This is a genomic window from Xanthomonas sp. JL1 (genome assembly GCF_038405005.1).
Genome location: NZ_JBBYGR010000044.1, coordinates 30,564 through 55,857 on the forward strand (window position 1 = coordinate 30,564; position 25,294 = coordinate 55,857).

Consider the following 25,294-nt stretch of genomic DNA (forward strand, 5'->3'; position numbering starts at 1 on the left):
GCATGGCAGAGAGATTATCGTGTTGTTAAGGCCGACGCGAGATGGCACAGTTCGGGTGCTCCCGCATGAGCTGATATTCGCCTTGCATGAGCCTGCCCTCGAGTCCCGTTCCTGCCCCCAGACCTGTCGTGGAGAAGTCGATGAAGTTGTTGCCGTCCTGCCTGCTTGCCGCCACGTTGGCCCTGTCTGCCTGCGCCACAACCCCCGGCGGCGTGCCGAGCTCGACTACCGCCAGCCTGCAAGGCGACGCCGCGCGGCCAGCGGCGGCGCGCGGTTGGGTGCGCAGCGAGTTGTATTTCGGCGTGGGCGAAGAATCCGGCCCGGCCGACCGCCCGCAGACCCGCACCATCGATGAAACCCAGTGGCGCGCGTTTCTGGACAAGGAAGTGACCCCGCGCTTTCCGGATGGTCTGACTGTGTTCGACGCCTACGGCCAATGGTTGTTCCGCGGCGCCAAGGAACCGAACCGCCTGGGCACCAAGGTGCTGGTGATCCTGCACGAAGACACCCCGCAACGGCGCAACGACATCGAGGCGATCCGGCTGGCCTGGAAGCAGGCCACCGGGCACCAGTCGGTGCTGTGGTCGCGGCAGGCGGTGGAGGTGTCGTTCTGAGCGCGACTCGGCACAGTTGCAGGCGACCACCGCGCCGTGCTTGTCGCGTACTACGCGGATCCATTGACACGTGGAGCGACCCGCTACGTGCCGGGTCAGGGCTCATCCGCCAGCGGAGTCTGCCGGACCTTGGGCAACTGGCGAGCTTGCAGTGTCTGAACCTTCTTCAGCGCCGTCTGTACGGCGGCGGGTGTGGCAAGCAGACGATACTGGAGGACGAAGTCGCGCGTGCCGCCCGCTTCGATGGTGGGGACCAGGCCAAGGTCGCGCTGCAGGCTGCGGTTGTAGGAAAAACTAGTGCCTGGCTCCAAGCCCGCGACGTAGCCCGTGGTGCGGCTATCGGTGTTCTTCCAGAGCGAGAACACTGGCAATTGGGTGAGGCTGAAGTCCAACTCTATGCCGTGCCGAGCGCCTGCGTCATGCAGCACTGCTAGGCTCTGCCCCTTGCCATCGCCGATGGGGTAGATGTTGTAGACCGTTTCGCCATATCCGGAAGTCGGGCCACGAAAGGTCTGCCAATCCTCCAATTCCTGCTGCGCTCGCGAATTGAATGGCGAGACCTCGCGTACCGGTAGCGTCACGCGTGCACCTTGTTCGAGCAGCGTTGAACCTACGTTGCTGTGGTAGAGCGCCTGGTATTCCATGGGGTGGTCCCCCTGATTGGTCAGGCGATCGTGCAGGGTGAATGCGGTGGCGCCGGGTTCGGTGGTCAGCGCCGTGTCGATCCGAAAGTCGACCTTCTTGAAGGCGGCCTCGCTCAGCATGCCTGTGAGGGTGATCCGGTGCGGCGAGCGATCATCAATGCTGAGCACCACTGTGCGGGCGGGCAGATAGGACGCTCGCCCATGCAGGGTGAGTAGTTCGCCACCGTCCTTGCCAGGGTGGCCGACCCACTCGAACCCGCAGCGCGCCACGAACTCGTTGAATCCTTCCAGCCAGCCCAGTCCGCTGCGGCTTTCCAAGTTGACGAAGGCAGGATTGACCACCTCGCTCACCGGAGAATCCCAACCCAGCCGGACGCTGCCTGCCTGGGCGCGCAGCACGTTCATACCGCGGGTTGGCACGACGGTCAGTTGCATGGCGCCGGTATCGATTTCGACGAGCATGCTGCCCTCCTGCCGGCCGCCGCTGAGCCGGCGCAGCCGCACCTTGAAGGGTGGACCGTCGCGCATGTTAAGCTGTGTACTCTCGATGCTCCAGTCGCGAGCTGGCGTTTCCGGAGAGATGAGGGTGAACTCCACGGCATGGGCAGGCAGCGCAGCTGCGATGGCAGCGCAGGCGACAAGCAGGCGTACACTTAGCACGTTAACTCCTGATTCAGGATGGACAAGAGCGGCGAACACCTCAATGTCGCCAGAGTATAGATTTCGGGATTGCGCTTACTGCGCTTAGGCGCATTGCTACGCTGATGGAGCGTTGCTTTCGTATGCCGAAGAACGTGCGTCACTTTTGCTCTGCCATCGCACCGAGAGTACGTCGACAGTGGACGCCGCCATCCTTGCTGGGGCAATGCAGTTCCGGCGTCTAGGAGTTGCTTCGCTATGTTACCGGTCGCGCCGCTGTCGCCACTGCAGTGCAGCAGCTACCATCGGCCGACCCTCACGCTTCCTGGTTCTCATGTCGGCTCCTTCTTCGCGTCCTGCGGCCTCGCCGCGCTGGTTCGTCGCTGGCGATCTCAATGGCTTCTTTGGCCTGGTGGTCGACAATCTGTCTATCCTCGGCTTTATCGCGATGGCCTTGGTCGGCATCTTCCAGTTCCCGGCCGAGGTGGTCTTCGGGCGCATGTTCCCGGGCACCGCATTCGGCGTGCTGGTGGGCAACCTGCTGTACACCCTGATGGCGCGGCGACTTGCTGCACGCACCGGGCGCGACGATGTCACCGCCATGCCGCTGGGCCTGGATGCGCCCACCAGCATCGGCATGGCGCTGCTGGTGCTCGGCCCGGCATTTGCCGGTTTCAAAGCGCAGGGGCTGGACCCGCAAGCCGCCGCGATCGCCACCTGGAAACTCGGCATGGCCGCACTGGTGGTGATTGGCCTGCTCAAGCTGGTGCTGTCGTTCGTGGGCGAAGCGGTGACGCGTGCACTACCGCGTGCGGCCTTGCTCGGTTCCATCGCCGGCATCGCGCTGGTGTTGATGGGCTTGTTGCCGCTGCTGGAAACGCTACGCTCGCCGGTCGCCGGTTTCGTCACCCTGGGTCTGCTGCTGTATGTGCTGCTGGCCAAGGGCCGCCTGCCGACGAAATTGCCCGGCGTGCTGGTGGCGTTTTTGATCGGCACCGCGCTGTACTACGGGCTCGCCTTGGCGGGACTGGGCGCGCCCGGTTTCGCCGTGCCGGCGTGGAACCCGCCGCAGATCGTGCTGCCGTTGCCGAACCTCGGCTTCATCGACGGCCTGCCGGCCACGGTGGCGTACTTGCCGTTGCTGCTGCCGTTCGGCGTATTGATGGTGGTGGGCGGCATCAACGTCAGCGAAAGCGCGCGCGCGGCCGGCGACGATTACCGCACCCGCGACATCCTGCTGGTGGAAGCCTTGGCCACGCTGGTGGCCGGCGTCTGCGGCGGCGTGGCGCAGACCACGCCCTACATCGGCCAGCCCGCGTACAAGCACATGGGCGCGCGCTCCGGTTACACGCTGCTGACGGGGGTGTTTATCGGTATCGGCGGCATGCTTGGGGTGATCAGCGGGCTGGTGCAATGGCTACCGCTGGCAGTGCTGGCGCCCATCATCGTGTACGTCTCGATCGACATCACCACGCAGGCATTCCAGGCCACGCCGAAACAGCACGCCGGCGCGATGGTGCTGGGCTTTCTGCCGTCGGTGGCGTACCTGTTGACCATCAAGGCACCGGGCTGGATCGCGCCGGATCAGCTGGTGGCGCTGACCACCAAGGTCGACGGCCACGGGCTGCCGGAGCTGGCAGTGATCTTCGCGCTGGGCAACGGCTTCATCATCACCGCGATGCTGTGGATTGCCACGGTGGCAGCGATGATCGATGGCCGGCTGCGGCGCGGTGCGGTGTGCCTGCTGGTGGCTGCGGGGCTGACCTTGTTCGGTTTGATCCATTCGGTGGACCCGCGTGGCGGCATCTATCTGCCGTGGTCGCTGCAAGGTCTGGCGCGCGTGATCAGCTGGCAGTTCGTCGGTGCCTATGTTGCGCTGGCGGCGACCTTGCTGCTGTTGTCGCTACTGTCGGCACGTAAGGAGGCACTGCAGTGACCTATCGTTCGCGTGTTGCGCAGTGCATTGTGGGTAGCGCGTTGTTGCTCAGCGCCAGCGCGGCATGGTCGGCGTCGTTCGACTGCTTGGCTTCGTGCCGGTGGTCCCACCCAAGTCCAATCGGGTCGGTCCCTGAGAGTACGACTGGGAAATGTACAAGCGACGCAACGAAGTGGAGCGACTGTTCCGCCGCCTGAAGGGCTACCGCCGGATTTTCACACGCTTCGAGAAGCTGGACGTCATGTTCCCTGGATTCCTCAGCTTTGTGCTCACCGTTGATGGGCTTCGGATGTGTTAACAGGCCCTAGTTGCCAGCCACATCCACCCACACCGCATGATGGTCGCTGCCATCGGCGATCGCCGCTTCCGGCGCGCTGCTGGCTGGCCAGAAAATACCGCTGCCGATCAGGGTGAACTGGTGCGACGGCAGCACGTAGTCCAGGCGCATGGTGCCGGCCTGCGGGCCGAAGTCGCCGGTGACCTGATGCGGGTCGCCGCTGTGGGCGATGCCCAGTGCGGCGTATTCGGCGGTTTTTTCCGGGCCGCCCTCGCTGCGCGGGGTGGGGTATTGAAGGACGCGCGGGTGGTTGATCAGGGCGCGGATCGCAGCATGGCGGCCGGCGCCATCGACTGGGTCGTTGTTCAGATCGCCCAGGATGACGAAGCGTGCATCGCTATCCAGACCACCGCAGTTGCCTTTGTCGTCGCAGAGCCAGCGTTGGCTTTCGGGTGCGTTGTCCAGATACGCGCGCCACAGCTGCAGTTCGTCATGGTTGCGCGCGGCGTTGCGTTTCTCGGCACCATCGAACACCGGCGGGGTGGGGTGCGACACCAGCGCATGCACTACACCCAGCGGGGTGCGCACCGGCACATCCCAATGCGATTTGGACGACAGGCGTAGCTGTGCCCAGATGGCATTGCTGTAGTACGACGTCTTGCTGGCCGGATCGATCGGTCGCAGTGCACCGGGTAGCGCGCTCCACTTCAGCAGTTGGAAACTACGCACTGCCTGCACATCGATCGGGTAGCGCGACAACACCAGCATGCCGTACTGGCCAGGATGCAGCCCGTAGCCCCAGGCATCGTTGCCACGCGCGCGCCCTTCGCCACCGATGCTGCCGTTGTTGTCCAGATCCAGACCGCTCGGCACGCCGGTATTGACCGGTGCCAGATAGCGGTATGGATACCGCAACGCCTCGCCACCACCCGGTTGGGCCACCAGCAGATAACGTTGTTGGAACAGATCGGCAGCGCGGTGCTCCGGGTCGAAGTCGAACTCGTTGAGCAGCACCAGATCCGGGCGCACGCGCTGCAGTACCGCAGCGATCTTGCGCGCATGCACGCTATCGCCCTGCAACTCGCGGATCAGGCCGCCGGCCTCGTCCGAATACAGCGAGGTGTTGTAGGTGGCGATGCGCAGCGTTGCCGCTGCGGGCCTGGCGGCAAGGGTGTCGGAGTGGGTCATGGGCGACGGTGCGCGGTGGGCGCAGGCCGCGCACAAGGCGGTCAGCGCGAGCAGCAGGAGAGGTTTGATCATCGCGGAATTCTCGCATGCGGGATGCGACACGCCGATGTCGCACTCCGGTGTTTCAAGTGCCCGATGGGTGGGCGGGCAAGTCGCACCAGTGGCGGCCATCGTAGGCTTCCAGTGCACTGAAACGGCGTTTGTAGTTCATCTTCGCGTGGCCTTCGATCCAGTAACCCAGATATACATGCGCGCGCCGCTCGCGCTGCGCCCACTGGATTTGCTGAAGGATCGCGAACGTGCCCAGGCTGCGTGCAGCCGCTTCGGGCGCGTAGAACGTGTAGATCGCCGACAGCGCATGCTCGGTGACATCGGTCACCGCGACAGCCAGCAGCCGGCCGGGCAGGTGCGCGATGGCCGGTTCGCGGATCTCCAGAAAGCGCCCGTGCGACCAACCGCCGATCAGGAACTGGTCGAATTCGGTGGCGCCATGCTCGTCCATGCCGCCACCGGGATGCCGGTACTTGAGGTATTGGCGATAGAGCGCGAGTTGTTCGTCGGTGCGCTCGGCAGCTACCACGCGCACGACCAGATCCTGGTTGCGCGTCAGGCACCGGCGTTGGCTGCGATCGGGATGAAACGCATCCACCGCGATGCGTACCGGTACACAGGCGCGGCACCGTTCGCAGTGCGGCCGGTAGACCAGATCGCCGGAGCGACGGAAGCCCCAGGCCAGCGCTTGCGGATAAATCGCACCCAGGCGCGGATCGTGCGGATCCAGCACCAGGTCGCGCGCTCGCCGGTCGGACCAATAGCCGCAGGCATGCTCGCCGGTCTGGAACAGGCGCAGGTCGTCATGGGTGTCGGCATGGATGGCCATGGCCGAAGGATAGCGCCTGCGCGTCGCAGCAGCGGCGACTGTCCGTCGGATGAATACGCCCGGCCCGGACGTCAACGCGCGCCTTGGTGGCTCGTTGATGTGGGTGTTGGTGGCAGCGCACGGACGATCCGCACGCACCACCCACGCGATGCGGCCCATGCAGGTTCCGCGTGTGGTTCTTATCTCTCGCGTGTGGTTCTTATCTCTCAGGAGTGTCTCATGACGTCACGCAAACCTTTCCTCGCCCTGGCCATGCTGGCCGTGCTGTCCACCGGCGCCGCGTTCGCCGCCACCGTGCCGGCTTCCGGCGATGCGCCGCGTCCTGCCAAACTCGACAAGAACGGCGATGGCGTGATCGACCGCAGCGAAGCTGCTGCCGTTCCGGCACGGGCCGCGCAGTTCGACACGCTGGACACCAACAAGGACGGCAAGCTGTCGCGCGACGAGCGCCCGCACCATCGTCGCGGCGGACGTGGCGAATGGATGGCCAAGCTCGATACCAACAAGGACGGCCGTATCAGCCGCGCAGAAGCCAAGGCCGACCCGAAGTTCGCCGCGCGTTTCGACCAGATGGATCTGAACAAGGACGGCTTCATCGACCGCGCCGATCGTGAGCTGCGCATGCAGCAGCATCGCGATGCATGGTTCGCCAAGGCCGATACCGACAAGGACGGCAAGCTGAGCAAGGCCGAGTTCGATGTTGCGTCCACGTGGCGTGGCGCGCACGGAACGGGTGGGATGGAGGGACGCGGCGACCATGGCAAGCCGGCGCCAGCGGACGCACCTGCGACCAATCGCTAAGGTCTCGCTGACCGCGGCGCTCGTGGTTCACCCAGCTGTTTGCAGTACGTAACAAGGAGCGGATCGACAGCGCCCTCTCGCCTGGCGGGAGGGCGCTTGCGTTTGCGCCAGACGCTGGGCGCAGGTGCAACGCTCAGTCGTGCTTCCACGACGTAGGAATCGGATTGGACACGGTGTTTTTCTCCAGTGTGTAGGTTCCGTTCTGCTGCGCGATCGCTTCGCCGGTGTCGACGATCGCGTTCTGGATAAAGACATTCTGCGTTTCGCCGCGCACGAAGGTCAGCTGATGGAAGGCGGTCTTGTTGCCCCAGTCTTCCGAGGGCAGGGAGATGAAACGGATCGTGTAGTTCTGGTCGTCGAACGCACCCTGCAGAACATAGACGCCGTAATGGTTTTCGCCTTGCGAAATGAGCTTGTACACGCCGTTGCTGAAATAATAGATTTCCGCATCGGGGAACGGTTTCTTCTCGTACATCTTGTTGTAGTGGAGCACCTGCTTGAAGGTCGGCGTTCCGAAACTCACCGACAGCGTCTTGCCATCGTGGGATGTCGTCAGTCCGTCCGCATGCGCGCTCATGCTGGCCACCATCAGCAGACTGGTGAAGAGACTTGCCTTCACGTCATGACTCCGGGTTTTGTTGAATTCTCACCGACTATAACAGCGCGGCCGCTACCCGGTGGCTTCTGACGTCGGATACGAACGCATCACTTCGGATCGATCATGCGACGTTGTTGCTCGCGGCGTTCACCGTTGCATGCTGGCAGGCCGTGCCGGAGCGTGCTTCAGTGCGCGTAGTCGACGGCGATGTCGCCAAGCCTGCGTCACGCATAGCCGGTGTTGCCCTAGCGCAGGTGGATCTGCACCCGGATGTCATCGTCCGGGAAGAGTTTGCAACTGCCGCTACAGCGGTGACCTCCGCCGGCCCTCAAAGCATCCCCAACCGCATGTCGTGCTGCGCGATCGGCAGAATGACGGCCGCTGTGCTCACCATCATCGCGCCCGGACTGAACATGCAGCGGTACAACAGCGGTGCCCGGGTGGCGCCGCGTCTGCGCGCATCGCGCTCGAGCATGGGGCGCATGATGCGTGGCCGTATGCGCAGGGATTGAGAGTTGAGCACCGCCATGCCTGCGCACAGCGGCAGAACCGATGCCCGCGCGCCTGCCTCCTTCCGGCAATGCAGACATGATGTCGAGTGCGGCGATTTCTTCTTCCACCTGCAGCAATTGGTCGGCGCGCGAGGGCGCCGGATCAGCTGCCATCGCGATGGCAAGCTCGGCCGCCTCACCGCTGCGCGCACGATGGCGGTTGGCGCGCAGCCAGTCGCGCGCAAGGTTGCGGGTGGTCTGCCGAAGCCAGGGCAGGCAGCTGGCCGGCTGATGCAGCTGCGCCAGCCGCTGCCAGGCACGCAGGAAGGCCTCCTGGGCGATGTCTTCGCTGGCTGCGATGTCGCGGGTGATCGCCAGCGACATCGGGGGCACCGTGTTCTGGTATGCAAGTGCGCTGCGCCCATCAACCTGCTGGCAGCCAGCTGCGGCGCTGGGCAGGTCGCGTTGCAACATCAGATCCAGCGTGTCGGCATTCATCGGCGCGCTCCCTGTCCTGTTGCCAGCATGACGCATGCCGGCAATGGATGTGACCGCGATGATGAGGGTGCCGCCCGTCGCCCCACCGGCTGGTCGCGCGGCTAGCGGTGCTCAGCGCGCCGGCTGGATCCGCACACGCATTTCTTCGTCTTCTGCTGCCGGTTGAGCGGCATCTTGGGTCGACGCTTGCTGCGATGCCGCTTGTGCCGCCGGTGCTGGCGCGCTGCGATGGCGCATCACCACCACCATGGCAACGGCGCCGATCACCAGCAGCAACACCAGGCGGATGCGCCAGGCCCAGCTGCGCGCGCTGGAGCTGGAGCCGTTCTCGCCTTCGCGGAAGGTGTATTCCACATTCGGCAGATCGCGGCGGGTGGTGTCCAGCAGGCGGGCGTCACGCAGCAGATCGCGCGCACGCGGCTGGTCGTTGGCATGCACGATCCAGACGGTGGGCTGCGCCTGGGCGTTGCTCTGTTCCAGGTAGCTGAACTGGCCACCGCGCTTGCTCTGGTAGGAGCGGCCATTGCTGAGGCGGATCTCGATGCCCGCATCGCGCAAGAGATTGGCCACGCCTTCGGCGGTTTCGATACGTTGACTGCTGAAGATCTTGCGCATGGTGCAAAACGCCGTTGGGTCCGGAACAGATGGCGCCACTGCGGCGCCGGTTCAAGATGAAACATCAGGATGCGGGTGGTGCAGTCAGGTGACCGCGTACGCGGGGCGGGCAAGGATGCCAGCTTGCCGCGCCTGCACTGCGCTCCGACAAATGCTCGGCTATCTTCAGCGCTGCCCGCGTGCGAACGGGCAATCGAACAGCGTGCGGCACTGTCGCGCTTGGAGGCCTACTCCTTGGCCGGCACGGCAATCGCGCTGCCGTCGGGTACCACCCGGATCAAACCTTCCTGCGTGGTGCTGGCCACCAGCACGCCGTCGCGGGTGAAAAACTGCCCGCGCGCCAGGCCGCGCGCGCCTTGCGCGGTGGGGCTGTCGAGCGAATACAACAGCCAGTCGTCGGTGCGGAACGGGCGATGGAACCACAGTGCGTGATCGAGCGAGGCCATCTGCACGTTCGGCGTGTAATAGCTGATGCCGTGCGGAAATGTCGAAGTGCCCAGCAACTGGAAATCCGAGGCGTACGCCAGCAGGGCTCGATGCAAGCCCACATCGTCGCCGATGGGATTGTTCAAGCGCAGCCACATCTGCTGAAACGGCGCGCGCTTGGGGGGCTTGAGTTCGTCGCGCGGAAACACATGGCGAAACTCGAACGGGCCGCCGCGCGACAGCCAGCGCTGCACCTTGGCCGGCAGCTTGGCCAACACTTCCGGTGTCAGCGGGGCGGCGGGTTCGATGTCTTCCGGCGGGGGCACCACCGGCATCGCCGATTGATGCTCCGCACCGTCTTCGTGCTCCTGAAACGAGGCCGCACAGAAAAAGATCACTTTGCCGTGCTGGATCGCCGTGACCCGGCGCACCGAGAAGCTGCCGCCATCGCGGGTGCGGTCGACGTCGTAGACAATGGGGTGATCGATATTGCCGACACGCAGGAAATACGCGTGCAGCGAATGCGCCTGACGGCCGTTTTCGACCGTCGCCTGCGCAGCAGATAACGCCTGGCCCAGCACCTGCCCACCGAACACGTATTTGGTGCCGATATCGCGGCTCTGGCCGCGAAACAGATTGTCCTCCAGACGCTCCAGCGACAGCAGGCTGATCAGTTCGCAGACGACGGGTTCGGCGGTGGCGGACAAGGGGCTGGCCTGGGAATGCGACAGACCGCGAGTATACCGGGCCGCCCAATGGGCGCCGCGACGGCGGGGCTCAGGCCTTCTGCAGGCGCGCCACCAGGCCATGCAGCGCGGTCTGCGCATCCGGCGCGTACCAGCCATCGACGAAGCGCTCCAACTGGATCAACTCCGGTGCCAGCGCCGCGCGCAGGTCCGCGCGTGCAATCGCACGCGTGGTCAGCATCGGCTGGCGCGGCAGCTGTTGCAGTTCCTGCAGCCAGGCCAGCGCACGCGCGGTGACCAACTCGCCGTCGACCAACTCATCCACCAGGCCGATCTTGACTGCCTGTTCGGCCGGCAGCAGTTGCCCGGCGATCAACAGGCGCTCGGCGCGGTGCGCACCGACCACGCGGCGCAACAGTCGCTGGATGCCTTCCGGCGCGGCCAGGCCCACCTGCACTTCGTTCAGGCCGATCGCATAGGGTTTGGCGGTGTCAGCGCTGCGCGCCATCACCCGGTAGTCGCAGCACAGCGCCAGCACGCAGCCGCCGGCCGGCGCATGCCCGCCGATCGCCGCCACCACCGGCACGCGGCTGTTGGCCAGTGCCTGCGCGGCCTCGAAGAACGCGGTCCAACTGGCCAGTAGCGCGGCGCGGTCGGTGCCGTGCGCGAGCAGATGCGGTACATCCATGCCGCCGGAAAAAATCCGCTCGCTGCCCGACAGCACGATGCCATCGACCTCCTCGCCCGCCTGCTGCACCGCAACGCTCAGCGCCTGGCACAACGCACTGTCCAGCGCATTGACCGGCGGACGCGCCAGACGGATCTCGCGAAGACGGCCATGGTCTAAGATCTGGATGCTCATTCGGGGCTCCTGGAGGTCTGATCATGATAGACGGCAGTCGAAGCAGGCGGGTTAGGTGTGCTGGCAGGTTGCTTGCGGCATTGGCGCTGGTGGCAAGTGCGGGCGTGTCGGCGCAATGCCTGCCCGAATTCAAAAATGGCTGGATCCGCATCCCGCCGCCCGGGGGCATGGCGGCCGGTTTCGGGCAATTTCATAACGGCTGTGCGCAGCCGCTGAAGGTCACTGCTGCCAAGAGCAGCGTGTTTGCCGATGTCTCATTGCACGAAACCACGCAGACCAATGGCGTCAGCCGCATGCGTGCGGTGCCGGAGCTGGCATTGCCGGCCGGCAAGTCGGTACCGCTGGCGCCGGGCGGGCTGCATCTGATGTTGATGGATGCGACTGCGCCGCTGCAGGAGGGCGCACAGGTGCCGGTGAGCTTTAGCTTGCAGGACGGTCGCGAAATCAAGGCCATGTTGGAAGCACGCAAGCGCGCACCTGGGTCTTGATGGTTGTTTGGCTGTCGCGCAATACACCCGCGCGCAACCAAAAACGGCGGCTCCCGAAAGCGCCGCCGTCCGTTTTCAAGGTTGAAGAGCCTCGGTGACCGGCTCGCTGAAATTCAGCTGCTGGCCGCGCGTACCGCGTCCGGCAGCGCCGCGGTCTTGCCGGTCTGCGTATCGATCCACACCACCACCACGTTGCCATCGGAGTACAGCTTGCTGTCGTCCTTCTGGTCGAAGATGCGATGGCCGATGGTCACACTGCTGGTGCCCAGGCGTTCGACGAACAACTCGACGGTGATGTCGTTGGGCCAGATCAACGGCTGCTTGTAGTTGACGTTGGTGGCGGCCACCACCGGCGCGATGCGGTCGGTCATCGCCACGCCTTGCACGCCCAGCATCCAGCGCACGCGTGCTTCTTCCAGATAGGAAATGTACTTGGCGTTGTTGACGTGGCCCATGCTGTCCATATCGCGCCAGCGCACGCTGATCGTGATACGTGCCAGAACCTTGTGTTCGCTCATCAGCTTGCCTTCTTCTTTGCAGTCTTCTTGGTGGCGGATTTGGCGACCTTGGCCACCTTCTCCGGTTTGACCCTGCGCGGCGGGCGCGCATCGGGCTTGTTGGCCATTGCCGCCGGACGCGTCTGGCGCGCTTTTACCGACGGCAACATCTTGGCCAGGAACTGCCCGGTGTAGGACGCCTTGTGTGCAGCCACATCTTCCGGCGTACCGGAGACCAGGATGGTGCCGCCGCGATGGCCGCCCTCCGGGCCCAGATCCACGATCCAGTCGGCGGTCTTGATCACGTCCAGATTGTGTTCGATCACCACCACCGTGTTGCCTTCGTCGCGCAGCTTGTGCAACACGCCGAGCAAGGCTTCGATATCGTGGAAGTGCAGGCCGGTGGTCGGCTCGTCCAGGATGTACAAGGTGCGCCCGGTATCGCGACGCGACAGTTCCCTGGACAGCTTGACGCGCTGCGCTTCACCGCCGGACAGCGTGGTCGCGCTCTGGCCCAGCTTGATGTAGCTCAGTCCCACATCGACCAGCGTTTCCAGCTTGCGCGCGATCGACGGCACCGGCTCGAACAGGCGCAGCGCATCTTCCACGGTCATCTGCAGCACGTCGCTGATGTTGAAACCCTTGTAGCGGATTTCCAGCGTTTCGCGGTTATAGCGCTTGCCATGGCAGACATCGCAAGGCACGTAGACGTCGGGCAGGAAGTGCATCTCCACCTTGATCATGCCGTCGCCCTGGCAGGCCTCGCAGCGGCCGCCACGCACGTTGAAGCTGAAACGGCCTGGCGAATAACCGCGTGCACGCGACTCTGGTACCTGCGCAAACAGCTCGCGCAACGGCGTGAACAAGCCGGTGTAGGTCGCCGGGTTGGAGCGCGGCGTGCGCCCTATTGGTGACTGGTCGATATCCACGACCTTGTCGAACAGGTCCAGATTTTCGACTTCGCGATGCGGTGCCACGGTGTGCGACGCGCCGTTGATCTCGTTGGCCGCCAGCGTGAACAAGGTATCGTTGATCAGCGTCGATTTGCCCGAACCGGACACGCCGGTGATGCAGGTCAGCAGCCCGGCCGGAATGTCCAGGTCGACGTTCTTGAGGTTGTTGCCGGTTGCTCCGCGCAGATGCAGCATCATCTTCGGGTTGGGCTTGTGGCGCTGCTTGGGAATCTCGATGCGGCGCTTGCCCGACAGATATTGGCCGGTCAGTGAGCGCGGCGATTTCAGAATGTCCTGCAGCGTGCCTTGCGCGCAGATTTCGCCGCCATGCACGCCGGCACCGGGACCGATATCCAGCACATGGTCGGCCAGGCGGATCGCGTCTTCGTCATGCTCGACCACGATCACGGTGTTACCCAGGTCGCGCAGCCGCGTCAGCGTGCCGAGCAGGCGTTCGTTGTCGCGCTGATGCAGGCCGATCGACGGCTCGTCCAGCACATACATCACCCCGACCAGGCCGGCGCCGATCTGGCTGGCCAAGCGAATGCGTTGCGCCTCGCCGCCGGACAAGGTGTCGGCCTTGCGCTCCAGGGTGAGGTAGTCCAGGCCCACATCGACCAGGAAGCTCAGCCGCTCGCCGATCTCCTTGACGATCTTGGCCGCAATCTCGCCGCGCCAACCCGGCAGCGACAAGCCACGGAAAAAGCTCAACGCCTCGTTGACCGGCAGTACCACCAGTTCCGGCAGCGGGCGATCGGCCACGAACACATTGCGCGCAGCGCGATTCAAGCGCGTGCCGTTGCAGTCCGGGCAGGGCTGCTGGCTGACGTACTTGGTCAGCTCTTCGCGCACCGCCGGCGATTCGGTCTCGCGGTAGCGACGTTCCAGATTCGGCAGGATGCCTTCGAAGCGGTGCTTGCGTGTGGTGCGCCCGCCCGCGTCGGTGAAGTAGGTGAAGCTGATCACCTCATCGCCGCTGCCGAACAGCACCGCCTGGCGCACCTTGGCCGGCAGTGTGTTCCACACCGCATCCACATCGAACTTGTAGTGCTTGGCCAGCGAGGCAATCAGCTGGAAATAATAGGCATTGCGTCGATCCCAGCCGCGCACCGCGCCAGCGGAAAGCGACAGCTCGGGATGCACCACCACACGATCCGGGTCGAAGAACTCGGTCACGCCCAAGCCATCGCAACTCGGGCAGGCGCCCACGGGTGCGTTGAACGAAAACAGTCGCGGTTCCAACTCCGGCAGCGAGTAATCGCAGACCGGGCAGCTGTACTTGGACGAAAACAGGTGCGGTGCGGCCGCCGGGTCGTCCAACGATTGCACCGCCACCATGCCTTCGCCCAGCTTGAGCGCGGTTTCGAAACTTTCCGCCAGGCGCTGCTTGATGTCTTCGCGCGGACGGAAGCGGTCGATCACCGCCTCGATGGTGTGTTTCTGGCGCAGCGCCAACGGCGGCACCGCATCGATTTCGTACAGCTCGCCGTCCACGCGCACGCGCACGAAGCCCTGCGCGCGCAGTTGTTCGAACACTTGCGCATGCTCGCCCTTGCGGTCGCGGATCACCGGGGCCAGCAGCATGTAACGCTGCTCCTGATCCTGGGTGAGCATGTGGTCAACCATCTGGCTGACGGTCTGCGCTTCCAGCGGGAAGCCATGGTCCGGGCAGCGCGGCTGGCCCACGCGCGCGTAGAGCAGGCGCAGGTAGTCGTAGATTTCGGTAATCGTGCCCACGGTGGAACGCGGGTTGTGCGAGGTGGATTTCTGTTCGATCGAGATGGCCGGGGACAGGCCTTCGATATGATCCAGGTCCGGCTTTTCCATCACGCTCAGGAACTGGCGTGCATACGCCGACAGCGACTCGACGTAGCGGCGCTGGCCTTCTGCATAGATGGTGTCGAACGCCAACGACGACTTGCCCGAGCCGGACATCCCGGTGATCACGATCAATTTGTCGCGGGGCAGGTCGAGGTCGATGTTTTTGAGGTTGTGCGTCCGCGCGCCGCGGATGCGGATGAAATCCATCGCCATGGGGGATCCGATGTCGGGCCGGCGAACCGGCAGTGGTGCGAGCCTGCTCAGCAGGAATGAGTGGCAGTCGATCAGCCTACCCGCCGACCCAGGTGAGGGCAATTGCCCCAAATGCCAGTCTGCCGGGGCCGTTGTGGCGGGCGGATGATGCGTTCTGCCGGCCTGCTGTCAGGTGATTGCGGTACGAGTGCTTGCCACTTGACCCGAAACCGGCTAGGCCAGTATAATCCCGCTCCTGTCTGCCCTAGGGCATGGCAGTGCGACCATAATAACTACAGAGGAACACCTGGTCATGTACGCAGTTCTGGTAACCGGCGGTAAGCAATACCGCGTCGCGCAGGGCGAAACGCTCCGCGTGGAAAAGCTCGAAGTCGAAGCTGGCAACGAGATCAAGTTCGACACCGTCCTGATGCTGGGCGATAGCGATGGCATCAAGCTGGGCGATGCGCTGAAGGGCGCTTCGGTCACCGCCAAGGTTGTGGCCCACGGCCGCGCCGACAAGGTGCGCATCATCAAGTTCCGTCGCCGCAAGCACCACATGAAGCGTCAGGGGCACCGTCAGCACTACACCGAAATCGAGATCACCGGCATCGCCGGTGGCGACAAGAAGTAAGGAGAATCAGTCATGGCACATAAAAAGGGCGTAGGTTCCTCGCGCAACGGTCGCGATTCGAACCCGAAGTACCTCGGCGTGAAGATCTTCGGTGGCCAGGCCATCGACGCCGGCAACATCATCGTGCGTCAGCGCGGCACCCAGTTCCATCCTGGCGCTGGCGTCGGCCTCGGCCGTGACCACACCCTGTTCGCGCTGGTGGACGGCAAGGTGGAATTCTCGGTCAAGGGTGTGAAGAAGCGTCGTACCGTCAGCGTGGTTGCCGAGGCGTAATCGCCCGCTCCATGCAGGCCAGTTCGCAGGGCAGCAGTGCTTTGCGAACGAGACGGAAAGCCCCGCTTCGGCGGGGTTTTTTGTTTGAGAGCCGGGAGTGGGGATTTGGGACTCGGGATTCGCAACTGCGGAGTCCTGTACGTTCCGATGCCGTTGCTTCCTGCTTTCCCGCGGCCGCCAAGTGGCGTCCTGCGGTGGTGTTACCAATCCTAAATGACGAATTCCAAATCTCATGAAGTTAGTCGACGAAGCAGAAATCCTGGTCACCGCAGGTCATGGCGGCAATGGCTGTGTCGGCTTTCGCCGCGAGAAGTTCATCCCGCTGGGCGGGCCCGATGGCGGCGACGGCGGTAGTGGCGGCAGCGTGTGGATCGTGGCCGACGAGAACGTCAACACCCTGGTCGATTTCCGCCATGAGCGCACCTTCAAGGCGCAGCGTGGCGAGAACGGCATGGGCCGTCAGGCCTACGGCAAGGGCGGCGAAGACCGCATCATCGTGGTGCCGGTCGGTACCGTGGTGATCAATGTGCAGACCGACGAAGTCATCGGCGACCTGACCCGGCACGGCGACCGCTTGCTGGTGGCCAAGGGCGGCAAGGGCGGCCTGGGCAACATGCATTTCAAGAGCTCAGTCAACCGTGCGCCGCGCCAATCCACCACCGGCGAAGAGGGTGAGGAGCGGCTGCTGAAGCTGGAACTCAGGCTGCTTGCGGATGTGGGTCTGCTGGGCTTCCCGAACGCCGGCAAGAGCACGCTGATCCGCGCGGTGTCCTCCGCAACGCCGAAGGTGGCCGACTACCCGTTCACCACGCTGTATCCCAATCTGGGCGTGGTCAGTGTCGAGGCATACCGCAGCTTCGTCATCGCCGACGTGCCGGGCCTGATCGAAGGTGCTGCCGACGGCGCTGGGCTGGGGACGCAGTTCCTGCGCCATCTGCAGCGCACCCGTTTGCTGCTGCATCTGGTGGATATGGCCCCGATGGATGGTGGCGTGGACGGTGTATCGCCGGCCGACCAGGTGCGCACCCTCGAGCGCGAGCTGGAGCGCCACGATCCCCAACTGCTGAAGAAGCCGCGCTGGCTGGTGCTCAACAAGGCCGACCTGATGTTCGAAGACGAGGCGCGTGCCGCTGCCGAAACCATCGTCGCCGAGCTGGGTTGGACTGCGCCGTGGTACCTGGTATCTGCCCTTGGGCGCGATGGTACGTTCCCGATCATGAAAGACGTCATGGCGTTCTTCGACCGCCAGCGCGAAGACGAGCTTGAAGCGCGCAATGCGGGCTGAGCGCAGGCGCAGGCACAAAAAAAACCCGGCCGAGGCCGGGTTTTTCTGTATTGCCGGCAGCCAGGCTCCCGGCAATGCGCCAACTGATCGCTTACGCGGCCTTGATGGCCTTGATGCGAGCGGTCAGCCGGCTCTTGTGACGCGCAGCCTTGTTCTTGTGAATCAGGCCACGGGCGCTGAAACGGTCAAGGATGGGTTGAGCAACGGCGAAAGCAGCTTCGGCGCCTGCAGCATCGTTGGCGTCAAGGGCCTTGATCACCTTCTTGACGGCGGTGCGCAGCATCGAACGCTGACCGGTGTTGCGCTCATTGCGCACAATGGTCTGCTTGGCGCGCTTCTTGGCGGACTTGATATTGGCCACGGTGGTGGGTTCCTGAAAAATCGGTATGGTGGAAAAAGCAAGCGCGAAAGTATGATGGGCCCAGATATGTACGTCAAGTCAGTTGTCAAGAGGGATGCAGCGTGAGTAAGCCCGGCATGTTGAGAGGCCTGCTCTCATTTAGCAGTATGACCATGTTTTCACGGGTGCTAGGACTGGTCCGCGACCAGGTCATCACTACTACCTTCGGCACCAATGTGGTGACCGATGCGTTCTGGGTGGCCTTCCGTGTCCCCAATTTCTTGCGCCGGCTGTTTGCCGAGGGCTCGTTCGCCACCGCCTTCGTGCCGGTGTTCACCGAGGTCAAGGAAACCCGCCCGCACGCCGAGCTGCGCGAGTTGATGGGGCGTGTGGCAGGCACCCTTGGCGGCGTGCTGCTGCTGGTCACTGCGCTGGCACTGATCTTCGCGCCGCAGCTGGCCACGCTGTTTTCCAGTGGCGTGGGCACCGATCCAGCCAAGCACGGCCTGCTGGTGGATCTGTTCCGGCTGACCTTCCCGTTCCTGTTGTTCGTTTCGCTGACTGCGCTGGCGGGCGGAGCGCTGAACAGTTTTCAAAAGTTCGCGATGCCGGCGCTGACCCCGGTGATCCTCAATCTGTGCATGATCGCCGGCGCCGTATGGCTGGCGCCGCGGTTGGGCGGGACGCCGGAAAGGCAGATCCTTGCGCTAGGCTGGGCGGTGTTGGCGGCGGGCATGCTGCAGTTGTTGTTCCAGCTGCCTTCGCTGAAAGGCATCAACCTGTTGATCCTGCCGCGCTGGGGCTGGCGTCATCCAGGCGTGCGCAAGGTGCTGACCTTGATGATCCCAACCTTGTTCGGCTCCTCGATCGCGCAGATCAACCTGCTGCTGGACACCGTCATCGCCGCCAAGCTGACCGACGGCTCGCAGTCGTGGCTGTCGCTGGCCGACCGCTTCCTGGAATTGCCGTTGGGGGTTTTTGGTGTGGCGCTAGGCACAGTGATCCTGCCGACGCTGGCGCGCCATCACGTCAAGACCGATCGCGCAGCGTTTTCCAGCGCGCTGGACTGGGGTTTCCGGACGACCTTGTTGATCGCGGTGCCGGCGATGCTCGGGTTGTTGTTGCTGGCTGAGCCGCTGGTGGCAACGTTGTTCCAGTATCACAAGTTCACCGCCTTCGATGCCCGCATGACGGCGCTGTCGGTCTACGGCCTGAGCTTCGGCTTGCCGGCCTATGCCATGCTCAAGGTGCTGCTGCCGGCCTTCTACGCGCGCCAGGACACCCGCACCCCGGTGCGTGCCGGTGTGGCGGCGTTGGTCGCCAACATGGTGTTCAACTTCGCGTTGCTGGCGGTGCTCTACCAGATCATGGTGCCGCCCGAGCTCAAGGCGCAGGGTGTGATGTACGCGTTGGGCAAGCAGCCGGGCCTGCATCTGGCGCTGGGTATCGCCAGTGCACTGTCGAGTTATCTCAATCTGGGATTGCTGTGGTACTGGCTGGGCAAGTCCGGCGTGTATCAGCGCCGGCCGGGTTGGGGCGGCTATGCGCTGCGTCTGCTGCTGGCATGTGCGGCGATGGTGGCGGTGCTGTTGAGCCTGCTGTGGTGGCTGCCGTCGTTCACGCAGATGGACAAGTGGAGCCGCATCGGCTGGCTGGCGGTGCTGGTGGGCAGCGGCGGGGCGACCTATCTGGTCGCGCAGCTAGCACTGGGGCTGCGGCCGCGGCATCTGCGCGAGGGCTAGGGCGGTTGTCGAACACGATTGGGCGCGCTGCCAGGCCGCCTGCGCTGTGCAGCGTTTCGCCTGGCCAAGCGCAGGGTGGTTAGTTGGGCGCAGCAGTGCCCAGGTGCGCTTCCATGCGGCTTGACAGGCACGGCTATACTTGCAGGTTACGCATCAGTGAGGGTCGGCCGGCTGGCCGGCATCTGTTTGGATCGAGGAATGAGCAGGCTGTTTAGAGACGTCGAGGGCGGGACGCTGTTCCCGTGCGGAAGCGTGGTCTGCATCGGCGCCTTTGATGGCCTGCACCTGGGGCATCGGACGCTGGTGCAACACGCCGTGGCGCGTGCGCGTGCGCTCAGTGTGCCGGCAGTGGCGGTGAGCTTCGAGCCGCTGCCGCGCGAGTTCTTTGCGCCCGCCGCGCCGCCGCCGCGTCTTACCCTGGCGCGCGCCAAGATCGAAGGCTTGTACGGGTTCGGTGCCGACAGCGTGGGCATGATCCGTTTCGACGGTCGCCTGTCCAAGATGAGCGCGGAAGATTTCGTACACTTGGCGCTGGTCGGCCGGTTATGTGCGCGCGAAGTCTGGATTGGCCCGGAATTCCGTTTCGGCCATCGGCGCGGTGGCGATATCGGCTTGCTGCATACGCTCGGCGAGCAGCATGGCTTTGTGGCCGGCGAGATCGCGCCCGTGCATCTGCATGGCGAGCGGATTTCGGCAACGCGCATTCGCGAACTGTTGGTTGCGGGCGAGTTCGCCCACGCCGGCGACTTGCTGGGTCGCCCGTACGCCATCGGTGGGCGGGTAGTGCGCGGCAAGCAGCTCGGTCGCACCTTGGGTTATCCCACCGCCAACCTGCGCTTTCCGCGTACGCCGGCGCTGTCGGGGATCTACGCGACCTGGGTGCATGGCGTGGCCGAGACGCCGTGGCCGTCGGTGTCGAGCTTTGGCACGCGCCCGACCGTGGCCGGTGTGGAGCCGCTGCTGGAAGCGCACCTGTTCGATTTTCAGGGCGATCTGTATGGCCGGCATATCGACGTTGAATTCGTCGCCAAGCTACGCGACGAAGAAAAGTTCGATGGCCTGGAGGCGCTGACCGTGCAGATGCACCGCGATGCCGAACAGGCGCGTGCCGTACTTGCTGCAAGTCCATCGCAAGAACCCGAAGATAATGCGAGTCCATCGCAAGAGCCCGCACGCCCATGTGCGGACTTCTCAAGCAATCCAGCGCAACGGTAGATTCCTGTGACCCAAGACTACAAAGCCACTCTTCATCTGCCTGCGACGGAATTCCCGATGCGCGGCGACCTGCCCAAGCGCGAGCCGGCGATGCTGGAGCGCTGGGAGCGCGAGGGCTTCTACGCGCAACTGCGTGCCAATGCCGCCGGCCGCCCGCTGTTCGTGCTGCACGACGGCCCGCCGTATGCCAATGGCCAGATCCACCTGGGCCATGCGGTCAACAAGATCCTCAAGGACATCATCGTCAAGTCGAAGTGTCTGGCCGGCTTCGATGCGCCGTATATCCCGGGCTGGGATTGTCATGGCCTGCCGATCGAAATCGCGATCGAAAAGAAATACGGCAAGGTTGGCGTCAAGCTCGACGCGGCCGAATTCCGGCAGAAATGCCGCGAATACGCCACCGAGCAGATCGATCTGCAGCGGCGCGACTTCAAGCGCCTGGGCGTGATCGGCGATTGGGACAACCCGTACAAGACACTGGATTTTCGCTTCGAAGCGAACGAAATTCGCGCGCTGGCCAAGGTGGTCGATAACGGCCATCTGACCCGTGGCGTCAAGCCAGTGCATTGGTGCTTCGATTGCGGTTCGGCATTGGCCGAGGCCGAGATCGAATATGCCGACAAGGTGTCGCCGACGGTGGATATCGCTTACCCGGCGCGCGACCCGGGCGCAGTCGCGGCCGCATTCGGCGCGACGCTACCGGGTGGCGTGGGCGTGGCGGTGCCGATCTGGACCACCACGCCGTGGACGCTGCCGGCGTCGCTGGCGGTGAGCCTGGGCGCGGAGCTGGACTATGTGCTGGTCGAAGGCCCGGCCGATCGCGGCCAGCCGCGTTGGCTGGTGATCGCCGAAGCGCTCGCTGCCAAGGCGCTGGCCCGTTACGGCGTGGACGAGGTGGTCGTGCACGGCCACGCCAAGGGCACCGCGCTGGAGCAGATGCTGCTGAACCACCCGTTCTATGCCGAGCGCGAGATCCCGCTGCTGCTGGGCGATCACGTGTCGGCCGAGGACGGTACCGGCGCGGTGCATACCGCACCGGGTCACGGCCAGGAGGACTATCAGGTCTCCAAGCAGTACGGGTTGCTGGAGCGCTACGGCGCGGCGCAGATCAATCCGGTCGATGGGCGCGGCGTGTATCTGCCGTCGACGCCGCCGTTGGGCGATACCGTGCTGGCCGGCCTGCATATCTGGAAGGCAAACGACGTCATCATCGAAGCGCTGCACGGCACCGGCGTACTGTTGGCGGCCAGCAAGATGGAACACAGCTATCCGCATTGCTGGCGGCACAAGACGCCGATCGCGTTTCGCGCCACGCCGCAGTGGTTCATCTCGATGGAGCAGGCCAACCTGCGCGCCGATGCGCTGAAAGCCATCGAAAGCGTGCATTGGTATCCGTCGTGGGGCCAGGCGCGGATCGCCGGCATGGTCGACGGACGCCCAGACTGGACCATCTCGCGGCAGCGCACCTGGGGCGTGCCGATCGCGTTGTTCGTGCATCGCGAAACTGGCGAACCGCATCCGCGCAGCACCGAGTTGTTGCGCCAGGTGGCCGACCGCGTGGAGCTGGGCGGCGTCGATGTCTGGTACACGCTGGACGCGGCCGAACTGCTGGGCGATGAAGCGGCCGATTACGACAAGATCACCGACATCCTGGATGTGTGGTTCGACTCGGGCGTGACGCACGAAGCGGTGCTGGTGGACCGTGGCCTGCCCAAGCCGGCCGACCTGTATCTGGAAGGTTCCGACCAGCATCGCGGCTGGTTCCAGTCCTCGCTGCTGAGCGGCGTGGCGATGGACAAGGCGGCGCCATACAAGCAGTGCCTCACCCACGGCTTCACCGTGGACGAGCACGGCCGCAAGATGTCCAAGTCGCTGGGCAACGGCATCGAGCCGCAGGACATCATGAAGACGCTGGGTGCGGACATCCTGCGCCTGTGGATCGCCTCGGCCGACTACAGCAACGAGATGTCGCTGTCGCAGGAGATCCTCAAGCGCAACGCCGATGCCTATCGCCGTCTGCGCAATACCGCGCGCTTCCTGCTCGGTAATCTGCATGGCTTCGATCCGCTGCAGCATCTGGTGGCGCTGGAGGACATGGTGCTGCTGGACCGCTGGATCGTGCATCGCGCGCACGAGCTGCAGGAAAAGATCGTGGCCGCCTACGCGCGCTACGACTTCGCCGAGATCGTGCAGGCACTGCTGAACTTCTGCAGCGTCGATCTGGGCTCGTTGTACCTGGACGTCACCAAGGACCGCCTCTACACGATGGCCGAAGATGCACGCGGCCGCCGTTCGGCGCAGAGCGCGATGTATCACGTTGCCGAGGCATTCGTGCGCTGGATCGCGCCGGTGATGAGCTTCACCGCCGATGAACTATGGGGCTACCTGCCGGGCAAGCATGTCGGCAACGTGCTGTTCGCCACCTGGTACGGCGGCCTTGCGCCGTTGCCTGCCGACGCCGCGTTGACCAGCGCCGATTTCGACAAGTTGCTGGCCTTGCGTGAGCAGGTGTCCAAGGTGCTGGAGCCGATGCGTGCCAATGGTGCGATCGGTGCGGCGCTGGAAGCGGAGATCACCGTGGCCGCCGATGTGCAGACTGCCGCGCGCTGGCAGCCGCTGGCCGAGGAGCTGCGCTTCTTGTTCATCAGTGGCGATGTCACCGTGACCGCGGCCAGCACCGACGACATTTTTGTCAGCGCGCAGCCCACCACCAAGGCCAAGTGCGTGCGCTGCTGGCACCACCAGTCCAGCGTGGGCAGCGACCCGCGTCATCCGGAGCTCTGCAGCCGCTGCGTCAGCAATATCGAAGGCCCCGGCGAGGAGCGTCGCTGGTTCTGAGGCTGGTTCCCACGGCAGTGCGTGGCAGCGATTTCGCCACGCACCGTCATCGTCTCGCGCAGCGCAGTCCTCGTTTATCTGCCTGGGAGTCCGGGCTGCTGCGAAGCGGGCGCCGCAGCTCTTGCGCATGCGCCTGGCTTTTCTGAAGCTTGGGCACGTCGTAGGGCAGGGTAGGACTGTTCGTTGGACCGTCCGTGCCATCCTCGCCCCTTTGCGCGACAGCGTTCGTCGTCGTTCCGCCATTCCGGTCACAACCTCCATCCAGGCTTCTTCTCCGGTATCGGAGCAGCGGCCACCCACTGCGATCTTTCGACATGAGTCAACGACCTAATCCCTCCGCACTGATCTGGCTGCTGCTCTCCGCGCTAGTGATTGGCCTGGACCAGTGGAGCAAGGCTTGGGTGCTGTCCAGCCTGCCCGAGTACACGTCGGTGCCGGTGATCGACGGTTTCTGGAACTGGTACCGCACTTACAACACCGGCGCGGCCTTCAGCTTTTTGAGCGATGCCGGCGGCTGGCAGCTGTGGTTCTTCACTGCGTTGGCGATGGGCATCAGCGGCCTGCTGGCGTTCTGGCTCTCGCGCACCGCGCGCGGGCACTGGCGCAGCGCGCTGCCGTATGCGCTGGTGATCGGCGGGGCGATCGGCAACGTGATCGACCGGCTCATGCACGGCCACGTGGTGGATTTCATCCAGTGGTACATCGGCAGCCATACCTGGCCGTCCTTCAACATCGCCGATTCGGCGATCGTGGGTGGCGCCATCGGCATCGCGGTGTTTGGGTTGTTCGACAAAGCCGGCAAGCAGGCGTCGTGAACCGGGAATCTGCGCTGAAGCCTGCCTGCAGGTGCGTGCGCCCGGTCAGCCCCCCCCCCCTCTGCTCCATTCCCGTAGAATGCCCGCTATGTACGTCCTGCTCGCCAATCCCCGTGGTTTTTGTGCCGGTGTCGACCGTGCGATCGAGATCGTCAAGCGTGCGATCGAAACGCTGGGCGCGCCGATCTATGTGCGGCACGAAGTCGTGCACAACCGCTTCGTTGTCGACGACCTCAAACAGCGTGGTGCGATCTTCGTCGAAGAACTCGACGAAGTGCCCGACGATGCCACGGTGATCTTCAGCGCGCACGGCGTCCCGCAGGCCGTGCGCCAGGAAGCCGAGCGGCGTGGGCTGAAGGTGTTCGACGCCACCTGCCCGTTGGTGACCAAGGTGCATTTCGAAGTGGCGCGGCATTGCCGGGCCGGCCGCGACGTGGTGCTGATCGGCCATGCCGGGCACCCGGAAGTGGAAGGCACGATGGGGCAGTGGAGCCGCGAACGCGGCCCGGGCACGATCTACCTGGTCGAAGACATCGAGCAGGTCGCCACGCTCGATGTCCGCCAGCCCGAGAATCTCGCTTACACCACCCAGACCACGCTGTCGGTGGACGACACCATGGGCATCATTGAAGCCCTGCGTGCGCGCTACCCGGCCATGCAGGGGCCGCGTCACGACGACATCTGCTACGCCACCCAGAACCGCCAGGACGCGGTACGCGATCTGGCCCGCCAGTGCGATCTGGTGCTGGTGGTCGGTTCGCCGAATAGCTCTAATTCCAACCGGCTGAGCGAGCTGGCCCGGCGCGATGGGGTGGAGTCCTACCTGATCGACAACGCCAGCGAGATCGACCCGGCCTGGATCGTCGGCAAGCAGCATATCGGCCTGACTGCAGGTGCCTCTGCGCCGCAGGTGCTGGTCGATGGCGTGCTGGCGCGTTTGCGCGAGCTGGGCGCCAGCGGCGTCTCCGAGCTGGAAGGTGAGCCGGAATCGATGGTATTCGCGCTGCCCAAGGAACTGCGGTTGCGTCTGGTCGGCTGACGCGGCG

At 64.5% G+C, this 25,294-nt stretch carries 22 protein-coding genes and 2 pseudogenes; 13 read left to right on the top strand and 11 right to left on the bottom strand.

Features of this window, described 5'->3' with window-relative positions; all coding sequences use genetic code 11:
* The first annotated feature begins 140 nt into the window (after positions 1-140).
* Positions 141-614 (top strand): DUF3574 domain-containing protein, encoded by a 474-nt coding sequence (locus WJW29_RS09835; RefSeq protein ID WP_011408082.1) that lies wholly within the window; start codon positions 141-143, stop codon positions 612-614.
* A gap of 95 nt (positions 615-709) precedes the next feature.
* On the opposite strand, the gene WJW29_RS09840 is transcribed toward WJW29_RS09835, so the two are convergent.
* The gene (locus WJW29_RS09840; RefSeq protein ID WP_027703287.1) at positions 710-1,786 is read right to left on the bottom strand and encodes an aldose 1-epimerase family protein; all 1,077 of its coding nucleotides are present in this window, start codon (positions 1,784-1,786) and stop codon (positions 710-712) included.
* Between the two features lie 445 nt (positions 1,787-2,231).
* On the opposite strand from WJW29_RS09840, the gene WJW29_RS09845 reads away from it, so the two are divergent.
* Both WJW29_RS09845 and WJW29_RS09850 read left to right on the top strand, forming a co-directional pair.
* On the top strand, positions 2,232-3,833 hold the full coding sequence (locus WJW29_RS09845; protein WP_011258382.1) for a membrane protein: 1,602 nt from the start codon (positions 2,232-2,234) through the stop codon (positions 3,831-3,833).
* Between the two features lie 85 nt (positions 3,834-3,918).
* A pseudogene (locus tag WJW29_RS09850) lies at positions 3,919-4,131 on the top strand (transposase); the annotation flags it as partial.
* Between the two features lie 6 nt (positions 4,132-4,137).
* On the opposite strand, the gene WJW29_RS09855 reads toward WJW29_RS09850, so the two are convergent.
* Together WJW29_RS09855 and WJW29_RS09860 are read right to left on the bottom strand one after the other, a co-directional pair.
* The gene (locus WJW29_RS09855) at positions 4,138-5,469 is read right to left on the bottom strand and encodes an endonuclease/exonuclease/phosphatase family protein (protein ID WP_041182044.1); all 1,332 of its coding nucleotides are present in this window, start codon (positions 5,467-5,469) and stop codon (positions 4,138-4,140) included.
* A complete protein-coding gene (locus WJW29_RS09860; protein WP_041182045.1) occupies positions 5,423-6,337 on the bottom strand; it encodes an arginyltransferase in 915 nt (304 codons plus the stop codon). The genes WJW29_RS09855 and WJW29_RS09860 overlap by 47 nt, the downstream gene beginning before the upstream one ends.
* Positions 6,338-6,397: 60 nt before the next feature.
* On the opposite strand from WJW29_RS09860, the gene WJW29_RS09865 reads away from it, so the two are divergent.
* Positions 6,398-6,979 carry an EF-hand domain-containing protein gene (locus WJW29_RS09865; RefSeq protein ID WP_011258386.1) on the top strand — a complete coding sequence of 194 codons (582 nt, stop codon included), beginning with the start codon at positions 6,398-6,400 and terminating at the stop codon, positions 6,977-6,979.
* A 133-nt stretch (positions 6,980-7,112) separates the two neighbouring features.
* Here WJW29_RS09865 and WJW29_RS09870 read toward each other — a convergent pair whose 3' ends face one another.
* The 5 genes and pseudogenes from WJW29_RS09870 to WJW29_RS09890 form a co-directional block, all read right to left on the bottom strand.
* Positions 7,113-7,598 (bottom strand): hypothetical protein, encoded by a 486-nt coding sequence (locus WJW29_RS09870; protein ID WP_011258387.1) that lies wholly within the window; start codon positions 7,596-7,598, stop codon positions 7,113-7,115.
* A 307-nt stretch (positions 7,599-7,905) separates the two neighbouring features.
* Positions 7,906-8,566, bottom strand: a pseudogene (locus tag WJW29_RS09875) (sigma-70 family RNA polymerase sigma factor).
* A gap of 111 nt (positions 8,567-8,677) precedes the next feature.
* Entirely contained in the window at positions 8,678-9,181 is a 504-nt protein-coding gene (locus tag WJW29_RS09880; RefSeq protein ID WP_011408089.1) for a hypothetical protein, read from the bottom strand.
* A gap of 227 nt (positions 9,182-9,408) precedes the next feature.
* On the bottom strand, positions 9,409-10,314 hold the full coding sequence (tesB, locus tag WJW29_RS09885; protein ID WP_041182047.1) for an acyl-CoA thioesterase II: 906 nt from the start codon (positions 10,312-10,314) through the stop codon (positions 9,409-9,411).
* A gap of 70 nt (positions 10,315-10,384) precedes the next feature.
* On the bottom strand, positions 10,385-11,155 hold the full coding sequence (locus tag WJW29_RS09890) for an enoyl-CoA hydratase/isomerase family protein (RefSeq protein ID WP_011258391.1): 771 nt from the start codon (positions 11,153-11,155) through the stop codon (positions 10,385-10,387).
* 23 nt (positions 11,156-11,178) lie between these two features.
* Between WJW29_RS09890 and WJW29_RS09895 the strand changes: the two genes are divergently transcribed.
* A complete protein-coding gene (locus tag WJW29_RS09895) occupies positions 11,179-11,643 on the top strand; it encodes a copper chaperone PCu(A)C (RefSeq protein WP_011258392.1) in 465 nt (154 codons plus the stop codon).
* 113 nt (positions 11,644-11,756) lie between these two features.
* Here WJW29_RS09895 and WJW29_RS09900 read toward each other — a convergent pair whose 3' ends face one another.
* Together WJW29_RS09900 and uvrA are read right to left on the bottom strand one after the other, a co-directional pair.
* Complete coding sequence (locus WJW29_RS09900) at positions 11,757-12,161, bottom strand: thioesterase family protein (protein ID WP_011258393.1); 405 nt, start codon at positions 12,159-12,161, stop codon at positions 11,757-11,759.
* The gene (gene uvrA, locus WJW29_RS09905; RefSeq protein ID WP_012444462.1) at positions 12,161-15,127 is read right to left on the bottom strand and encodes an excinuclease ABC subunit UvrA; all 2,967 of its coding nucleotides are present in this window, start codon (positions 15,125-15,127) and stop codon (positions 12,161-12,163) included. The genes WJW29_RS09900 and uvrA overlap by 1 nt, the downstream gene beginning before the upstream one ends.
* A gap of 292 nt (positions 15,128-15,419) precedes the next feature.
* On the opposite strand from uvrA, the gene rplU reads away from it, so the two are divergent.
* The 3 genes from rplU to obgE all read left to right on the top strand — a co-directional run bounded on the left by rplU (position 15,420) and on the right by obgE (position 17,298).
* Positions 15,420-15,740: a 50S ribosomal protein L21 gene (rplU, locus tag WJW29_RS09910; protein WP_011258394.1), complete on the top strand. Its 321-nt coding sequence runs from the start codon at positions 15,420-15,422 to the stop codon at positions 15,738-15,740.
* Positions 15,741-15,752: 12 nt separating this feature from the next.
* Entirely contained in the window at positions 15,753-16,013 is a 261-nt protein-coding gene (rpmA, locus tag WJW29_RS09915; RefSeq protein ID WP_011258395.1) for a 50S ribosomal protein L27, read from the top strand.
* Between the two features lie 232 nt (positions 16,014-16,245).
* Entirely contained in the window at positions 16,246-17,298 is a 1,053-nt protein-coding gene (obgE, locus tag WJW29_RS09920) for a GTPase ObgE (RefSeq protein ID WP_011258396.1), read from the top strand.
* Between the two features lie 91 nt (positions 17,299-17,389).
* Here obgE and rpsT read toward each other — a convergent pair whose 3' ends face one another.
* Complete coding sequence (rpsT, locus tag WJW29_RS09925; protein ID WP_003484323.1) at positions 17,390-17,659, bottom strand: 30S ribosomal protein S20; 270 nt, start codon at positions 17,657-17,659, stop codon at positions 17,390-17,392.
* A gap of 116 nt (positions 17,660-17,775) precedes the next feature.
* Here rpsT and murJ point away from each other — a divergent pair, with 116 nt between their 5' ends.
* The 5 genes from murJ to ispH all read left to right on the top strand — a co-directional run bounded on the left by murJ (position 17,776) and on the right by ispH (position 25,287).
* Complete coding sequence (gene murJ, locus WJW29_RS09930; protein WP_011408094.1) at positions 17,776-19,380, top strand: murein biosynthesis integral membrane protein MurJ; 1,605 nt, start codon at positions 17,776-17,778, stop codon at positions 19,378-19,380.
* A 198-nt stretch (positions 19,381-19,578) separates the two neighbouring features.
* Entirely contained in the window at positions 19,579-20,595 is a 1,017-nt protein-coding gene (locus WJW29_RS09935) for a bifunctional riboflavin kinase/FAD synthetase (RefSeq protein ID WP_011408095.1), read from the top strand.
* 6 nt (positions 20,596-20,601) lie between these two features.
* On the top strand, positions 20,602-23,433 hold the full coding sequence (ileS, locus tag WJW29_RS09940; protein ID WP_011258399.1) for an isoleucine--tRNA ligase: 2,832 nt from the start codon (positions 20,602-20,604) through the stop codon (positions 23,431-23,433).
* A 314-nt stretch (positions 23,434-23,747) separates the two neighbouring features.
* Complete coding sequence (gene lspA / locus WJW29_RS09945; protein ID WP_011408096.1) at positions 23,748-24,248, top strand: signal peptidase II; 501 nt, start codon at positions 23,748-23,750, stop codon at positions 24,246-24,248.
* Between the two features lie 88 nt (positions 24,249-24,336).
* Positions 24,337-25,287, top strand: coding sequence for a 4-hydroxy-3-methylbut-2-enyl diphosphate reductase (gene ispH / locus WJW29_RS09950; protein WP_011258401.1), 951 nt, complete (start codon positions 24,337-24,339; stop codon positions 25,285-25,287).
* Positions 25,288-25,294: the final 7 nt, after the last annotated feature.

Excerpts from the sequence above, each read along its gene's own strand:
- rpmA (WP_011258395.1), top strand. The coding sequence starts at position 15,753 with ATGGCACATAAAAAGGGCGTAGGTTCCTCGCGCAACGGTCGCGATTCG.
- WJW29_RS09835 (WP_011408082.1), top strand. The coding sequence starts at position 141 with ATGAAGTTGTTGCCGTCCTGCCTGCTTGCCGCCACGTTGGCCCTGTCT.
- WJW29_RS09840 (WP_027703287.1), bottom strand. The coding sequence starts at position 1,786 with ATGCGCGACGGTCCACCCTTCAAGGTGCGGCTGCGCCGGCTCAGCGGC.
- rplU (WP_011258394.1), top strand. The coding sequence starts at position 15,420 with ATGTACGCAGTTCTGGTAACCGGCGGTAAGCAATACCGCGTCGCGCAG.
- WJW29_RS09895 (WP_011258392.1), top strand. The coding sequence starts at position 11,179 with ATGATAGACGGCAGTCGAAGCAGGCGGGTTAGGTGTGCTGGCAGGTTG.
- lspA (WP_011408096.1), top strand. The coding sequence starts at position 23,748 with ATGAGTCAACGACCTAATCCCTCCGCACTGATCTGGCTGCTGCTCTCC.
- WJW29_RS09935 (WP_011408095.1), top strand. The coding sequence starts at position 19,579 with ATGAGCAGGCTGTTTAGAGACGTCGAGGGCGGGACGCTGTTCCCGTGC.
- obgE (WP_011258396.1), top strand. The coding sequence starts at position 16,246 with ATGAAGTTAGTCGACGAAGCAGAAATCCTGGTCACCGCAGGTCATGGC.
- WJW29_RS09860 (WP_041182045.1), bottom strand. The coding sequence starts at position 6,337 with ATGGGCCGCATCGCGTGGGTGGTGCGTGCGGATCGTCCGTGCGCTGCC.
- WJW29_RS09865 (WP_011258386.1), top strand. The coding sequence starts at position 6,398 with ATGACGTCACGCAAACCTTTCCTCGCCCTGGCCATGCTGGCCGTGCTG.
- uvrA (WP_012444462.1), bottom strand. The coding sequence starts at position 15,127 with ATGGCGATGGATTTCATCCGCATCCGCGGCGCGCGGACGCACAACCTC.
- WJW29_RS09855 (WP_041182044.1), bottom strand. The coding sequence starts at position 5,469 with ATGGCCGCCACTGGTGCGACTTGCCCGCCCACCCATCGGGCACTTGAA.
- WJW29_RS09890 (WP_011258391.1), bottom strand. The coding sequence starts at position 11,155 with ATGAGCATCCAGATCTTAGACCATGGCCGTCTTCGCGAGATCCGTCTG.
- WJW29_RS09900 (WP_011258393.1), bottom strand. The coding sequence starts at position 12,161 with ATGAGCGAACACAAGGTTCTGGCACGTATCACGATCAGCGTGCGCTGG.
- murJ (WP_011408094.1), top strand. The coding sequence starts at position 17,776 with ATGTTGAGAGGCCTGCTCTCATTTAGCAGTATGACCATGTTTTCACGG.
- ispH (WP_011258401.1), top strand. The coding sequence starts at position 24,337 with ATGTACGTCCTGCTCGCCAATCCCCGTGGTTTTTGTGCCGGTGTCGAC.
- WJW29_RS09880 (WP_011408089.1), bottom strand. The coding sequence starts at position 9,181 with ATGCGCAAGATCTTCAGCAGTCAACGTATCGAAACCGCCGAAGGCGTG.
- WJW29_RS09845 (WP_011258382.1), top strand. The coding sequence starts at position 2,232 with ATGTCGGCTCCTTCTTCGCGTCCTGCGGCCTCGCCGCGCTGGTTCGTC.